Origin of the sequence: Prevotella sp. KH2C16 (genome assembly GCF_900113305.1) — a bacterium.
Taxonomy (GTDB): domain Bacteria; phylum Bacteroidota; class Bacteroidia; order Bacteroidales; family Bacteroidaceae; genus Prevotella.
Genome location: NZ_FOOW01000005.1, coordinates 142,556 through 156,547, shown reverse-complemented (window position 1 = coordinate 156,547; position 13,992 = coordinate 142,556). Strand labels below are relative to the sequence as shown.

At 45.3% G+C, this 13,992-nt stretch carries 20 protein-coding genes, 1 other RNA gene and 1 pseudogene; 12 read left to right on the top strand and 10 right to left on the bottom strand.

Features of this window, described 5'->3' with window-relative positions:
- Nucleotides 1–90: 90 nt before the first annotated feature.
- From BM114_RS14595 to BM114_RS05415, 8 genes and pseudogenes are all read right to left on the bottom strand, one after another.
- Nucleotides 91–582 (bottom strand): hypothetical protein, encoded by a 492-nt coding sequence (locus BM114_RS14595; protein ID WP_092111204.1) that lies wholly within the window; start codon nucleotides 580–582, stop codon nucleotides 91–93.
- 33 nt (nucleotides 583–615) lie between these two features.
- Nucleotides 616–837: pseudogene (locus BM114_RS14710) on the bottom strand (carboxypeptidase-like regulatory domain-containing protein); the annotation flags it as partial.
- 136 nt (nucleotides 838–973) lie between these two features.
- Nucleotides 974–1,243, bottom strand: coding sequence for a PqqD family protein (locus BM114_RS05440; RefSeq protein WP_092111202.1), 270 nt, complete (start codon nucleotides 1,241–1,243; stop codon nucleotides 974–976).
- 4 nt (nucleotides 1,244–1,247) lie between these two features.
- Nucleotides 1,248–1,733: a S24/S26 family peptidase gene (locus tag BM114_RS05435; RefSeq protein WP_092111200.1), complete on the bottom strand. Its 486-nt coding sequence runs from the start codon at nucleotides 1,731–1,733 to the stop codon at nucleotides 1,248–1,250.
- A complete protein-coding gene (locus BM114_RS05430) occupies nucleotides 1,709–2,596 on the bottom strand; it encodes a hypothetical protein (protein ID WP_092111198.1) in 888 nt (295 codons plus the stop codon). The genes BM114_RS05435 and BM114_RS05430 overlap by 25 nt, the downstream gene beginning before the upstream one ends.
- Nucleotides 2,597–2,643: 47 nt before the next feature.
- Nucleotides 2,644–3,156 carry a hypothetical protein gene (locus BM114_RS05425; RefSeq protein WP_177207051.1) on the bottom strand — a complete coding sequence of 171 codons (513 nt, stop codon included), beginning with the start codon at nucleotides 3,154–3,156 and terminating at the stop codon, nucleotides 2,644–2,646.
- Nucleotides 3,157–3,171: 15 nt separating this feature from the next.
- Nucleotides 3,172–4,035 (bottom strand): sigma-70 family RNA polymerase sigma factor, encoded by an 864-nt coding sequence (locus tag BM114_RS05420; RefSeq protein ID WP_092111196.1) that lies wholly within the window; start codon nucleotides 4,033–4,035, stop codon nucleotides 3,172–3,174.
- Between the two features lie 136 nt (nucleotides 4,036–4,171).
- The gene (locus BM114_RS05415) at nucleotides 4,172–5,638 is read right to left on the bottom strand and encodes a Do family serine endopeptidase (protein WP_092111194.1); all 1,467 of its coding nucleotides are present in this window, start codon (nucleotides 5,636–5,638) and stop codon (nucleotides 4,172–4,174) included.
- Between the two features lie 382 nt (nucleotides 5,639–6,020).
- Here BM114_RS05415 and rnpB point away from each other — a divergent pair.
- The 12 genes from rnpB (at nucleotide 6,021) to BM114_RS05355 (ending at nucleotide 12,513) form a co-directional block, all read left to right on the top strand.
- Nucleotides 6,021–6,414, top strand: an RNA gene (rnpB, locus tag BM114_RS05410) — RNase P RNA component class A.
- 31 nt (nucleotides 6,415–6,445) lie between these two features.
- Nucleotides 6,446–6,853: a hypothetical protein gene (locus tag BM114_RS05405; RefSeq protein WP_092111192.1), complete on the top strand. Its 408-nt coding sequence runs from the start codon at nucleotides 6,446–6,448 to the stop codon at nucleotides 6,851–6,853.
- Between the two features lie 7 nt (nucleotides 6,854–6,860).
- Nucleotides 6,861–7,268: a YkvA family protein gene (locus tag BM114_RS05400; protein ID WP_092111190.1), complete on the top strand. Its 408-nt coding sequence runs from the start codon at nucleotides 6,861–6,863 to the stop codon at nucleotides 7,266–7,268.
- A 194-nt stretch (nucleotides 7,269–7,462) separates the two neighbouring features.
- Nucleotides 7,463–7,807, top strand: a complete 345-nt coding sequence (trxA, locus tag BM114_RS05395) for a thioredoxin (RefSeq protein ID WP_369808397.1) — start codon at nucleotides 7,463–7,465, stop codon at nucleotides 7,805–7,807.
- Nucleotides 7,808–8,220: 413 nt separating this feature from the next.
- Complete coding sequence (locus tag BM114_RS05390; RefSeq protein WP_092111186.1) at nucleotides 8,221–8,727, top strand: DMP19 family protein; 507 nt, start codon at nucleotides 8,221–8,223, stop codon at nucleotides 8,725–8,727.
- On the top strand, nucleotides 8,724–9,203 hold the full coding sequence (gene smpB / locus BM114_RS05385; protein WP_092111184.1) for an SsrA-binding protein SmpB: 480 nt from the start codon (nucleotides 8,724–8,726) through the stop codon (nucleotides 9,201–9,203). The genes BM114_RS05390 and smpB overlap by 4 nt, the downstream gene beginning before the upstream one ends.
- Nucleotides 9,204–9,345: 142 nt before the next feature.
- The gene (gene map, locus BM114_RS05380; RefSeq protein ID WP_092111181.1) at nucleotides 9,346–10,209 is read left to right on the top strand and encodes a type I methionyl aminopeptidase; all 864 of its coding nucleotides are present in this window, start codon (nucleotides 9,346–9,348) and stop codon (nucleotides 10,207–10,209) included.
- A 7-nt stretch (nucleotides 10,210–10,216) separates the two neighbouring features.
- Entirely contained in the window at nucleotides 10,217–11,242 is a 1,026-nt protein-coding gene (tsaD, locus tag BM114_RS05375; protein ID WP_092111179.1) for a tRNA (adenosine(37)-N6)-threonylcarbamoyltransferase complex transferase subunit TsaD, read from the top strand.
- Between the two features lies 1 nt (nucleotide 11,243).
- Nucleotides 11,244–11,759 (top strand): CinA family protein, encoded by a 516-nt coding sequence (locus BM114_RS05370; RefSeq protein ID WP_092111177.1) that lies wholly within the window; start codon nucleotides 11,244–11,246, stop codon nucleotides 11,757–11,759.
- 119 nt (nucleotides 11,760–11,878) lie between these two features.
- Complete coding sequence (rpmB, locus tag BM114_RS05365; RefSeq protein ID WP_092111175.1) at nucleotides 11,879–12,142, top strand: 50S ribosomal protein L28; 264 nt, start codon at nucleotides 11,879–11,881, stop codon at nucleotides 12,140–12,142.
- 5 nt (nucleotides 12,143–12,147) lie between these two features.
- Nucleotides 12,148–12,336, top strand: coding sequence for a 50S ribosomal protein L33 (rpmG, locus tag BM114_RS05360; protein ID WP_092111173.1), 189 nt, complete (start codon nucleotides 12,148–12,150; stop codon nucleotides 12,334–12,336).
- An 18-nt stretch (nucleotides 12,337–12,354) separates the two neighbouring features.
- The gene (locus BM114_RS05355) at nucleotides 12,355–12,513 is read left to right on the top strand and encodes a DUF4295 domain-containing protein (protein ID WP_092111172.1); all 159 of its coding nucleotides are present in this window, start codon (nucleotides 12,355–12,357) and stop codon (nucleotides 12,511–12,513) included.
- Between the two features lie 88 nt (nucleotides 12,514–12,601).
- Here BM114_RS05355 and BM114_RS05350 read toward each other — a convergent pair whose 3' ends face one another.
- A complete protein-coding gene (locus BM114_RS05350) occupies nucleotides 12,602–13,123 on the bottom strand; it encodes an NUDIX hydrolase (protein ID WP_092111170.1) in 522 nt (173 codons plus the stop codon).
- Complete coding sequence (ispE, locus tag BM114_RS05345; RefSeq protein ID WP_092111168.1) at nucleotides 13,120–13,959, bottom strand: 4-(cytidine 5'-diphospho)-2-C-methyl-D-erythritol kinase; 840 nt, start codon at nucleotides 13,957–13,959, stop codon at nucleotides 13,120–13,122. Before ispE ends, BM114_RS05350 begins: the two co-directional genes overlap by 4 nt.
- Nucleotides 13,960–13,992 lie beyond the last annotated feature (33 nt).

Genomic DNA, 13,992 nt, shown 5'->3' with positions numbered 1-13,992 from the left:
ACGGCTTGTAACATTTGCGGAAGCGGCCTCAAGGCTGGCGGTCGGCCGTAGCGGGAAGTCCAGGACTCGGTTTCCGAGACCCGTCGGGGCTTAATTCTTCACGACGATGCCAGTGAGACTTAAGGCTAATGAGGTTGAAAGCTTTTTGATTCTGCCCGTATCCACCTTTCGAGCATAGCCTCTGTGGAGACATGCCGGAAAACAGATTCTACCGGCTCCCTCGGCTGAAACCAGTACTATGCCTACATAATAGGTGTGCCCTTTCTGGAAAACAATGTTTTCGGGGAATCTTTGCGTGCAGTCTGTATTCTGGTGATTTCTGTTGCAATAGATGTATGTTGGCTTGTATTGTATGGGGATGATCTTCGTTCCGGATACTTCATAGGCCGTTACGCGGAGGACGCAGGACTTGTAGGTGCACTCCTCTATGTGCAAGGAAAACTGCCTCAGGAGGTAATCCTTAGCGGGTTTTATGACCGGACCAAGCTCGTAATCGTAGAAATGGCTGCCGCCGTCTTTCGCACTTATCGTGAACACAACATCTCCCGGTGTCTTCATCCCCTGCCGTTTCACCTTGACCATCTTGGCCTTTGAGGTGGCTATGGCTACATCTTCAATCGCTTGAACATTCTCTTGAAGACATATGTGGAGGTTGCCCGACTTGTATCGTGCATAAGGTATTGCCAGGGTTTTGTAACTTAAGTGGCTGACGATAAGATCTGATTTGTGTCCTTTAGGAATGCGAAGCGTGAAGTTGCCGTCTTTGTCGGAGATGGTGTGCAGGCTGTCAACTCTAAGGTTGACATACTCTATTTGATGGCCCCCTGTGTCCTTGATGTCTCCGGAAACCGTTATCTAAGCTGATATTGGCAGGGAAAGCATAGTCGTAAGGATGGCGATAAGCGTCTTCTTTCTCATCTCTCGGAAGTTTAATCTCATGGCAGGAACTGATAATGAAAAAGCCACTTCTTGATTATTCTTCCACGATTCCCGCCTTTATCCATTGCTGGACGACGGCCTTTGCATCGGCGAGAGCCGTTTCTTCTTCAACTTCGTATTCCTCAAGAAGAAGTTGCTGGAGGGCTTCCGGCGTAAAATCCTTTCCCTGAATCATCTTCCAGAGATATGCGGAGCTCTCGTTCATGCTGATGATATTACTGAAATCTATATTCTCCTTGCCCTCGGCAACGATGATATTCTCTCCGCATACTTCACGGAGATTGAAACCTGGTTTTGCTTTCATATTCTTATATTGGTTTGAAAAATCTTAGCCATATCCTCCTATAGGCGGCGAGCAGGTAGCGACGGACAGGGTAGAGTGCTCCCCATACAAGCGAATAAAGTCTCCATTTGAGGCCGTTGGTCTTGTCTATCTTCTCCCGGCCTTTTCTGTAGAATCCTATGACAAACCCTCTCACATCTTCCTTCGTGCAATGCTCGACGCCAAGATTGCCATCCCCTCGTAAGGTTACACCATCTTCGCTAATCTTTATGACACGATGCAAGACGAAATGTTTTGGTTCAATTTCTGCCAGCACAACATCTCCCTTCTTTAAATCCTTTGCTTTTGCCATAAGGGCTTTATCTCTGTTGTCCTCAAGAAACGGCCGCATCGAGTAGCCTCTCAGCCGCAAAGTTACCGTATGCCCCTCATCCATCATCTTTACAATTTCCGGTAGGAGTTCTGCGTTGGAGAATTGAACCTCCTTTATTTCGTTATTGCCTTGTTGCATATTTCTGCTGCTTCACGGTTTGGCAGGCAATGTAATGTGTAAATGCCTGTTGTCTCAACCACTTTAGTAATGGTATCGCAGATTCTGTTATATATGTCAGAATCCCATTTCATGGCCGAGCAGGATGGGAGAAATGATGTAAATGCCTCTATCGGAGAGAGCTTTTCTATGCTGTTGGTTTCTGCCCGGTCAATCCGGGTTATAGCCCCCAGTCGAGCTTTTACATTGCGGTAGCATGGGGTCTTGCCGCTCCACGGACTACCATAAATGAATGGCTCATCATCAATAATTCGTATAATAGGATTATCATCATTCATTAAATCACAGCCAGGCAGGTATCGAAGCCACATGCTGACTTGCGTACTCTTGCCTGTTCCGCTTTTAGCAATGAACGCATATCCATACTCCTTCTGCCGGACCAGTGATGCGTGGACCAGCAATACCTGCTCCCTGCTTCCTGCAAAAGCAAAGATGAGCATCAGGGCATTGTTGAGTCCGAAAGCGCGCATGTTGTAGTTGCCATTCAAGGCACACTCGCATTTCCGAAAGTCCTTGTCGGTTTCCAACAGGCAGCAGTCTGCTCCATTGATGTTTTTGATTATATACTGGTAACCGCCATCATCTATCCTGTCCACGATAGTATCGCCATTGCCTGTATCAAAAGTTCGGATTCGTTCCCTTCGCCCTTTTGATATCGGCTTTAGAGAGTCGTCTATTGTCAGTTGGAAGAAAATATCCCCCTTAAGCTTATCCACTCGGAAAGGCTCAAAAGATGGGAGAAGGGTCATGGAATTAAGACCACCCTCTTTGAAGATAATCCTTATATTTAGTTCTGCTATTCTGAAATTGTTGACACTATCCATGAGACTTTGTTGGTGAGGGATATCAAACAGAATAAATTTCTAAATCCTTATTCTGAGTCGTCGGCAACAGGTCTGTTTCCTTCGGGAAGCTTTTTCTCTTTCTTTTTGTTCTCGTCAATTTTTGGAATTGGCAGTTCCGTTGCCAGCTCTTCATGGCTAATCACTCTGAATTTAAAATCGTTCCCTGCCAAATATTTTATCTTATAATGTCCCCCCTTGGAATATCTCTTGCGTAACTTCACAAGCTTTTTCTCTGCATCTTTCAGGGTCAAGCCGTATGAGATGATGCATGTCCGGTGCTCCAATCCTATTGAATTAAAATAATCACGAAACTGGTCTGCATATTCTGCACGATTCAACAAGAACTTACTTTTGGACTCTATCGTAGCATTATCTATTTGCTGAATATCCGTGAAATAAACGATAGAATCATTGAATGATGCCGAAAAGCCAAAAGCATATATGGTGGCTTTTTTATTAGCAGCTGATACATTTATTGCGGCCAATAGCATTATGACCGCAAATGTTACTTTTAGTTTCAAATCCAATTTATTTCCCATTTCCTTGATGTATTATTATCCTAAATATGATTTCAAGAGTTTGTTCTTTGTATTCTTTCTAAGCTTGCGAATGGCTTTCTCTTTTATTTGTCGAACTCGTTCCCGGGTTAACTGGAATTTATCGCCAATTTCCTCTAATGTCATTTCGGGCTGATTGATGCCGAAAAAGCATTCGATAATATTGCGCTCCCTCTCATTGAGAGCTGACAACGCTCTTGAGATTTCTTCTCTCAAGGAATCCATGACCAGTTCTTTATCTGCCAAAGGAGCATCATAATTAGGCAGGATATCCAACAGGCTGTTGTCTTCTCCATCCATGAATGGCGCATCGACGGATACATGGCGGTTGTTGTTCACCTTGAGGGCATCCTCTATCTTATCTTCTGGCAAATCTATGTTCTCTGCAATCTCGTCAATGCTTGGGCGGCGTTCATTCTCTTGTTCGAATTTGTTGAGCAGACGATTGATTTTATTGACAGACCCCACTTGGTTAAGGGGCAACCTTACAATACGACTTTGCTCTGCAATTGCCTGTAAAATGCTTTGACGAATCCACCATACAGCATAAGAGATGAATTTGAAGCCCCTAGTCTCGTCAAATTTCTCGGCAGCCTTAATCAGACCAAGGTTTCCCTCGTTGATCAAGTCTGGCAAACTCAATCCCTGATTCTGATATTGCTTGGCAACAGAAACCACAAATCTCAAATTGGCCTTCGTCAGTTTTTCAAGTGCCTTATGGTCGCCTTCCCTGATTTTCTGAGCCAATTCCACCTCTTCCTCAACGGTAATAAGTTCTTCCTGCCCTATTTCCTGCAAGTACTTATCAAGAGACTGACTCTCTCGATTGGTAATGGATTTTGTGATTTTTAGTTGTCTCATTGGGCTTTCGGTTTTATGCTTCAATGCAAATTTACTCAATTTGACTAATATGAGCAAATATTTCCCTATATTTTTACAAGAAGGGGAGCAATTATCCATTGCTCCCCTAAATATAGCAATTTGTCTTTTCAGATTATTATTCGTTCACTTGAACAGCAAAATAATCACGCTTTCCTGTAGGCCAAATGCCCTTAATATAGAGTACGGGATCTTTGCTTGTAGATGCCTTTCTGACTGCATCCTGCAAATCATTAATGGTCTTGATAGGCAAATCATTCGCACTCTGGATGATAAAGCCGGCATTGATGCCAGCATTCTTAAATGCGCCCTTTCCAACCTTCAATACTTGGAGGCCATAAGCAATCCCCAGTTGTTCTTTGATTTCGTTGCCAACAGGGGCAAAACTGCCGCCGAGCACATCGAGATCAGCCGTCTTAACGACTTTCGTATTGCCCTGAGCATTTTTTAAAGTTACGGTTTTGGTCATCTTTTTCTTGTTGCGGAGATAGGTTATGGTAACCTTATCTCCAGGACGCTTCTTTGCAAGCATCTCTTGCAGCTCCGCCATCTTCTTGACCTGCTTACCGTCAACGCTGGTGATGACATCACCCTTCTCAAGACCAGCTTCAGCTCCAGCTCCGTCCGCATCCACTTCACCTACATAAATTCCATCGTTTGTTCCGAGATCAGCCGTTATACCCTTTTCTTTCTGGGCATTGATATAGTTAAGCACATCGCCTCCGCTGATACCAAGGACTGCACGCTGGACCGTACCATATTTTTTCAGGTCGTCCACAACCTTGTTCATGATAGATGTCGGAATCGCGAAGCCATAGCCACTATAAGAACCCGTCTGTGAATAAAGCATGGCATTGATGCCGACAAGTTCCCCCTGCGTGTTGACCAAAGCGCCTCCAGAGTTGCCCGGGTTTATTGCCGCATCAGTCTGTATAAAGCTCTCGATTCCATTTGTACTGGCATATAGTGAGCGAGCCTTAGCACTGACAATACCTGCAGTTACGGTATTGTTTAGACCGTAAGGATTACCCACTGCAATAACCCATTCGCCAACCCTCAGCTTGTCGGAGTCTCCGATGGGAAGGGTGGGAAGTTCTTTGCCGTTGATTTTTATAAGTGCCAGGTCCGTCGAGGGATCGGTACCAATGATGCGGGCAGAGAACTCACGGTTGTCATTCAATGTTACCGTCAATTCATCAGCGCCACTTACTACATGGTTGTTGGTAACGATATAGCCATCTGAACTGATGAGCACCCCACTTCCAGTAGCCTCTCTTTTGGGAGTCTGAATCTGCTGTTTGCGCGTGCCCCCCTGTCCCTGGCCGAATCCGAAGAAATCACCGAAGAAATCGTCGAACGGACTTGACTGAACATCTACTGTCTGCGTCTTTGAGTTTTGAACATACTTAATATGTACGACAGCAGGCAGTGCCTTGTCCGTCGCGTATGTCAAGTCAACCGGTTGACCAGGAGCAGCAGATGGGCTCGATGACTCAGACGCATAAACCTTCATGAATGAACCTGCTGACAATCCCAAGGCTACGACGCACATAGCCGCAAGCAAATACTTTGAAATCTTTCTCATACCTTAAAATATTTAATTAGTTTTTATCTTTCTTTCTACAAGCCTGAGAGAAGATTCGTGTCTTTACAACACTCTTTATGTGTCAAGACACCAGAAATCCCTACTCATGTAATTTAATTGCAAAAATAGGCGCAAAGTTTGGTAAACTGCCATTATGTCCCTTATCTTTATTTCATTTTAACATTTCATTTTCTCTGATTAAGTTATCTTAATCCCGTTAATGCCTCATTTTACATTCATTTATAATCTTGTCAAGCCTTACAGTCCTGACGATTGACGCTTTCCTCTTGCCACGATAGGCACCCTGCATGTGTCTTGTTTTTATTTTTTGTCCTCATACTATTTGTTTTTTAGAAAAAAACACTATCTTTGCAACGGAATGGCAGACTCCCGGCTTTGTCGCTGGTCTTATGAAAGACGAGAGGAAAGTCCGGGCAACACAGAGCACTCCACTTCCGAAAATAGAAGCTATTGGTGACAGTAGGGTAAGGCAGAAGAAAATGACCGCCTGATACTATCTGAACTCTGCAAAGAGAGCAGACAAGTCGGGTAAGGGTGAGAAGGTGGCGTAAGAGACCACCGGACAGTAAGTGATTGCTGTGCCGTGCCGCTGGAGGTTGCAAGTTCATGTATACCATCGTCTGAGGGTTGCTCGCCCGAAGCTTTGCTGCGATGGAGGGTAGAATGCTTGAGGTGCAGGGCGACTTGCGCCGTAGATAAATGACGAAGCTCCTCTTCGGAGGATACAGAACCCGGCTTATCAGGAGTCTGCGTTCCTTTTTATGTATCATTATCAATTTGCTCATTATGAAAGATAGTATCCTGAACGATTTTGAACACAGCGTCTCCAACAAGATAAAGGAATTTGGAAAGACGGACGGCTTCCCTATACCGGAAGATTACGGCATCACGAAACAGCTGCTGGACGACTATCTCTTTGACAAGCAGGCGCTGATTGACAGCTTGGGGTCTGAGAAATCCCAATATACACAGGCTGGCATACTGATAGTCCTTCCTGTTATTATCGCCGCCGCATTCCCAGAGGAGAGCCTTCCCGGGGGTGCATTGGGCGGTTCACTCATCTCAATAGCAATCGGAATTCTGCTTGCCTTGCTGGTTGCCGGCATACAGCGTCTTGTTCGCAAGATTCGATTAAGGCGCCTTTACGATGCGAAGATAGAGAATTATATAGATAAAGTTCTTAATTACAAATAAGCTTACTATGGGATTACCTGATTTTATGAAATACAAGGACAAGTTCACACCCAAGGAATTTGTCGAGAAAATACAAAGAATAGCCAAGCGCGCCGGAGCCAAAATGGTCTACGGAGCACTCATCTTATTCTATACTCTTGACAGCGACAAAGTGTCAGTAAAGGACAAGGCCATCATTATTGGGGCACTTGGATATCTGATTTCTCCCCTGGACGCCATTCCCGATGCCATTCCCCTGGCAGGATTAAGCGATGACCTTGCCGTATTAATCTATGTGATTCATAAAGTGTGGGGCGAGGTTTCAGAGGAAGTTAAGCTGAAAGCGAAAGCCAAGCTGACCCAGTGGTTTGAAGAGGACGAAATCAAGGAAGCGGACAACCTTTTTCTTGAAGACCCTAATCAAGGCCCGGTCTAAGGAACCCACCCAGATGATAACTCCCTGTTTATTCACTAAAAACATAAAGTCATAACATGAAGATTAGAAACATATTGGCATTCATGCTATTGGTAGGAATTTTCAGCTCCTCCTGTTCCGATAAAAAGACGAGTCAGAATATTGGACAAGCAAGAGCGGAAAACATTTCCAACAAGAAACAAAACACAACGGAAATGACCTTGGAAATGTTTAATGAGCGGGTTATGGACATGAAGAATAATCCTAAGAAATGGGCCTATAAAGGAGCCCGCCCGGCCATTATAGACTTTTATGCCACATGGTGCGGTCCGTGCAAGATAACTGCGCCGATATTAGACTCCTTAGCTTTTGAGTATAAAGAGAAACTTGAAGTGTATAAAGTGGATGTCGACAAACAGCGCGAACTGGCTGCCATGTTCGGGATAGAATCCATCCCCAGCTTGCTCTTCATCCCAATGAAGGGACAACCCCTGATGCAAGTCGGAGCCATGGGAAGGGCAGACATGGAGAAGATAATCAAGGAGAAGCTTCTTGATTAATAAAAAAATCACATCCTTTTTTCCGTTCTTTTGGGCAGGGAACGCATTTGCGTTCTATGCCTCAAATTGCATTCCAGTGGATAGAAAGCAAGGAGTCTGTGTGCAAAATATAGACTACTGAGCTCTAAAAGGTAGCTGCCTATTTGACAAAATCGCCGAAATCATCGCACAAAATCGCCGAGATTGAGGAAAAAAATCGCCGAGATTGTCAGATAAAGTCGGCGATATTATTCCGGCTTGAGCTGCCATTCATTTGCCAAAGGGATGAAATGAGAGGAGGTAAATATCGCCGTTCCTCATTTCCAGGCTCGTGCCCCCGTACTCCGGTGCCAAACCAACCTTAATGCTGTTAGCATTATTTGATTTTTAAAGATTCGTTTTCATATTCCACTTTTTATAATTATCTTTGCAGCATGAAAGAAGTGAAGATTCAAGATTCCGTTCTCAAAGAGGCTGCCGAAGCCGGAATGGACGAATTCGTGGGAGTTTTCCTGAAAGCAATCCACGAGTCAATCGGCGGCAGCCTGAGTGCAGAGAACATGCGCGAGCTTAGCAGCGACCAGATCACCTTGCTCGCATGGGAGGCCCTGCACGACGAAGTCATGGACGGCGGATTTGTCCAACTGATTCATAATGGGTGGGGAGCGTTCATCTTCCGCAATCCTTTTGACAAGGCCATTCGCGAGTGGGGGTTAACAAAACTGTGCACCCTCATCCGGAGAGGACACAAACTCTACTTCGCTCACCATGAAGAAATAGAACGGGATTGCACAGACGAGGAATTCATGGCCCTGTTTGAGAAATATCCGGCTTTCGACGATCTCGACGACGAGTTTTTGGAACAAGAGGAGCACTTCGTTGCTGCCATCGCTCATTATATCGACGAGCACATAGAGAATTTTGCGATAATAGAACAATGAACAAGCAGGGACAAGACATAAGAAAGAAAAGTCCTGTACAGATACGCAATAAGAAGGCATCTTTCGAATACTACTTTGTAGACACCTATACTGCGGGGATGGTACTTACCGGAACGGAAATCAAGTCGATTCGCGCCGGCAAGGCTTCTCTCGTAGACTCCTATTGTGTTGTCGAGAAAGGGGAGATTTGGGTTCGGGGAATGAATATCAGTCCCTATTTTTATGGGTCGTTCAGCAACCACGAGGCCAAGGGCGACCGTAAGTTGCTGCTCAACAAACGCGAGATACGCCGGCTGGCAGAAGCAAGTAAAGATGTCGGCTATACCATCGTTCCCACTCTCATCTTTATCGACGAGCACGGAAGAGCCAAGATTGACATAGCCTTGGCCAAGGGCAAAAAGGAATTTGATAAGCGCCAGACCTTGAAAGAGAAGGAAGACCGGAGAGAGATGGACAGAGCTATAAAACATTATTAATGGTGGCGCAAGGCTGCTTCCACAATAAGCATGCAGGCCTGTTTCTCACTCTTATTTAAGTGGCCCGTCCTAAAAATATCGCACAGCATTTGGCGTTATGCCCGAATTAAAGTAATTTTGCATCAGAATAAAACACAAACGGATGTTTAAGAAAAAGAGAAGATGGCATTGTCTGCCGGGGCAGGAGCCCACGGAGCTTGATAAGACCATACTATATTGGGAGAATAAGGGTAAGGAGGTGCCGACGCGCGAGCTGGTGAAGACTCCTGAGCAAATAGAGGGTATCCGTATTGCCAGTGCGGTCAATACGGGCTGTTTAGACGCTGTCGCTGCCGAAATCCATGTAGGCATGACTACTCAGGAGATTGACGACATCTGCATGGAATATTGTAAAGAACACAACGCAATACCGGCATCCCTGAACTACGAGGGATTCCCGAAGAGCGTGTGTACAAGTATAAACGAGGTCGTTTGCCACGGAATCCCCAAGAAAGAAGATGTCCTCCAAGAGGGAGATATCGTCAATGTCGACATGACTTTGAGCGTCAACGGATATTTCGGAGATGCATCCCGCATGTTCATTATCGGCGGGAAGACGACTCCGGAGAAAGAGAAGCTTGTACGCGTGGCCAAGGAGTGCCTGGATATTGGCGCCGAGGCCGCAAAACCTTTTTGCTTCGTGGGCGATATCGGGCATGCCATTCAGAAACATGCAGAGAAAAACGGATTCAGCGTGGTCCGCGATTTGTGTGGACATGGGGTAGGCCTTGCCATGCATGAAGAACCTGATGTGGTGCATTATGGACACAGGGGGACAGGCATGCTGCTGGTTCCCGGCATGGTCTTTACCATCGAGCCAATGATCAACATGGGCACATGGAAAGTATTTATAGATGCCGACGACCCGTATGGCTGGGAAGTTATCACCGGGGACGAAATGCCGTCGGCACAGTGGGAGCACACTTTCCTTATGACCGATAATGGCGTTGAAATCTTGAGCTATTGATAAACTTATGGCTGACATATATATATTAGGTATAGAATCCTCGTGCGATGACACATCTGCAGCTGTGCTGAAGAACGGGGTAATATTGAGCAATGTTACCGCTTCGCAGGAAGTCCATCGTGCCTATGGCGGCGTCGTGCCGGAATTAGCCTCAAGGGCTCACCAGCAGAATGTGGTACCCGTGGTCGATCAAGCCCTGAAGAAGGCCGGGATAACCAAGGAGCAACTGAGCGCAATCGCATTTACGAGGGGACCGGGATTGATGGGATCGCTATTGGTAGGAGTGAATTTCGCAAAGGGGTTTGCCCGTTCGCTGGAGATTCCGCTGATTGATGTAAACCATTTGCAGGGGCATGTCATGGCACACTTCATCAAGGAAAACGAGGACGACAACCATATGCCGCCATTCCCTTTCATCTGCCTGCTGGTCAGCGGAGGAAATTCTCAGATCGTTAAGGTAAATGCCTATAATGACATGGAAGTCCTGGGACAGACCATAGACGATGCAGCCGGTGAGGCAATCGATAAGTGCGCAAAAGTCTTAGAGTGGGGGTATCCGGGCGGACCGGTCGTAGACAAGTATGCGCGACAAGGTAATCCACACGCCTTTAAGTTCTCTGAACCCCATATTGCAGGTTTTGACTACAGTTTCTCTGGCTTTAAGACATCGTTCCTTTATAGTCTCCGCAAATGGATTGCCGATGACCCGGAGTTTATCAAAAACAACAAATATGACTTGGCTGCAAGCATAGAATTTACAATTGTAGACATTCTCATGAAGAAGTTGCGATTGGCTGTTAAAGAAACGGGGATAACTCATGTTGCCATAGCGGGAGGCGTGTCAGCCAATAACGGGTTGCGCAACGCTTTCAAGGAGCACGCAGAGAGATACGGCTGGACAATTTACATTCCTAAATTCAGCTATACCACAGACAATGCTGCGATGATAGCCTGTGTAGGAACCTTTAAATACCGGGATCAGGATTTTGCGTCGATAGACCTTCCCGCCTTTTCAAAAGTAACATTTAAATAAGATGGATTTCGAAACAAAAATAATCAGCAAAGAGATATTGAACGCTCTTTACGACAGCGAGAAAACACTTGGGACGGCAGAAAGTTGCACCGGGGGGCGTATAGCAGAAGCTATTATTTCAGTACCTGGATCCTCTAATTATTTCAAGGGAGGAATTATTTCCTATGGCAACGAAGTGAAAGAACGCCTTCTGCATGTATCGCATGAGCTCATTGAAGCCAAGACTGCCGTTTGCGAAGAGGTTGCTGTGCAGATGGTAAAAGGGGCATGCTTGACTCTGAATTGTGATTACGCGATTTCCGTTACGGGTATTGCAGGCCCAGGAGGAGGCACTCCGGAAACTCCAGTCGGCACGATATGGATCGGCTATGGGTCAAAGGAAGATGTGAGAAGTTTTAAGCTGACAGAAGATTTCGGCCGCGATACCAACCTCGCAATAGCCACGAACAAGGCCCTCAAGTTGTTTTTGGATTACTACAAAGAGCAAAACCCACCGACCGAAGAGTCTGAAAAATAAAAAAATACTTAATAAAAAAGATTCTTTAAGGAAATATTTTGTTAATTCCGAAAATATTTGTAATTTTGCAACCTGTTTGGAATAAGTATCAAATTAGAAACAAAAAATTATAGATAGCAATGTCTAAGATTTGTCAGATTACAGGAAAGAAGGCACAGATAGGAAATAATGTGTCTCACTCAAAGCACCGCACAAAGCGGAGTTTTGATGTAAATCTCTTCAGCAAGAAGTTCTATTATGTAGAGGAGGAGTGCTGGATTAGCCTTAAGATCAGTGCAGCTGGTCTTCGTCTTATTAACAAAGTTGGTCTGGATGCCGCCCTCCAGCAGGCTGTTGCAAAGGGTTATGTAGACTGGAAGGACATTAAAGTTATAGGAGATTAATTACCATGGCAAAGAAAGCTAAAGGCAATAGGGTTCAGGTTATCCTCGAATGCACAGAGATGAAAAATAGTGGTCTGCCTGGGACAAGTCGTTATGTTACGACGAAGAACCGCAAGAACACTCCTGAACGCATGGAGTTGAAGAAGTATAATCCGATCCTTAAGAAGATGACTCTTCATAAGGAAATAAAGTAATAGAGGAGATTTTAAACTATGGCAAAGAAAGCGGTAGCTACCTTGCACGAAGGCTCAACCGACGGTCGTGCATACACGAAGGTAATCAAGATGGTTAAGAGTCCTAAGACCGGTGCTTATGTATTCGATGAGCAGATGGTTCCCAATGAAGCTGTCAAAGACTTCTTCAAGGATTAACAATAAGCCTATTATGTAGAACGAGGCTGCAGGTATTGCCTGCAGCCTCGTTTTTTTGTATGATAATGTATAGTAGTCAGCATGATTGTCAGATATCTGACGGAAGACGCGGAAGGATTTTTGACAAGTATTCTTGCTCAAAGTTTGGAGTAAAGATATTCTTTCCGATATTCTCAAGAATTTCTGTCTGGCTCCAAAAGCATCCTCCGGAAAGCTCTTTTGCACTGGGGTTGACAGGACCGTCATAGACACAACGGTTGACATATACCAACTCCTTTTCCTTCTTGCTTTCAAATATATAGCAACCCATTGCAACAGGTGTAAACTCCGTAATTCCCAGTTCTTCCATGACTTCGCGTCTTAGGGCAGACTCAATGTCTTCTCCCAAATCCACATGACCTCCTACGGCCGTGTCCCACTTGCCAGGCTGGATGTCCTTCCATGCCGGACGCCTTTGAAGATAGAGTTCTCCACGGCTATTGAATACATGGAGGTGAACGACGGGATGTAATATCTTGCACCCGTCATGAGCATGTCCTCGGGATATGGTTCCGACGAAATTCCCTTCTGCATTGAGTATTGGGAATAGCTCATAGCGATTATCTTTCATAGTTGGGCGGTAAAAGTAAAGCAGCCCTTGAAGTTCTCCGCAATATGCCGGGGAGGCTCTTTGAAAATACCGAAGAGGGCACTTCCGCTTCCAGACATCTGGGCATAACTTGCTCCCAAGTCATAGAGGCGTTCCTTAATGGCTTTTAACTCTGGATGCTGAGCAAAAGCCGGCTGCTCAAAATCATTAACAAGATCTTTTTTCCAGGTGTCGATAGGTTGTCGCACTATCATACGGCATTTCTTAGTGGGTTCTTTCGGGCTTATCATCTGATAGGCCTCCCGTGTCGATACGGCTATATCCGATTTAATGACGACAACATAGTATCCGTTGAGATTCCCCCGCGGACCGTCTACAGGCTCAAGTTCATCCCCTATACCTGTGGCAAAGGATGGCTCTGCTGTAATGAAGAAGGCGCAGTCGGCACCCAATCTGGCTGCATAACGCTCCATCTCTGCTATTCCAATGTTCAGGCGGAAGCACTCATCCAACAGCCTGATCATGAAAGCCCCGTCGCTTGATCCTCCGCCCAGTCCAGCCTGTAAGGGAATCCGTTTATATAGATGAGCATGCACGCGGGGAATCTCAAAGTCATTAGCTATCAACTCATAAGCTTTGACAACAAGGTTCTGGCGTTCATTACAATCGACGACATTTCCCGTAACCTTCAAATCGCATGACACATCCGAGGGGAACTCATCACTCATGTTCTTTATCTCAAGTACATCCGTCAGCGGAATAGGATAGAATACTGTTTCAAGATTATGGTACCCGTCGGAGCGTTCTGATATGATATTTAATCCAAGGTTAATCTTGGCACAGGGAAATGTAATCATAAGCAAAAGATTTGTTTTATTTCCTACAAAAAT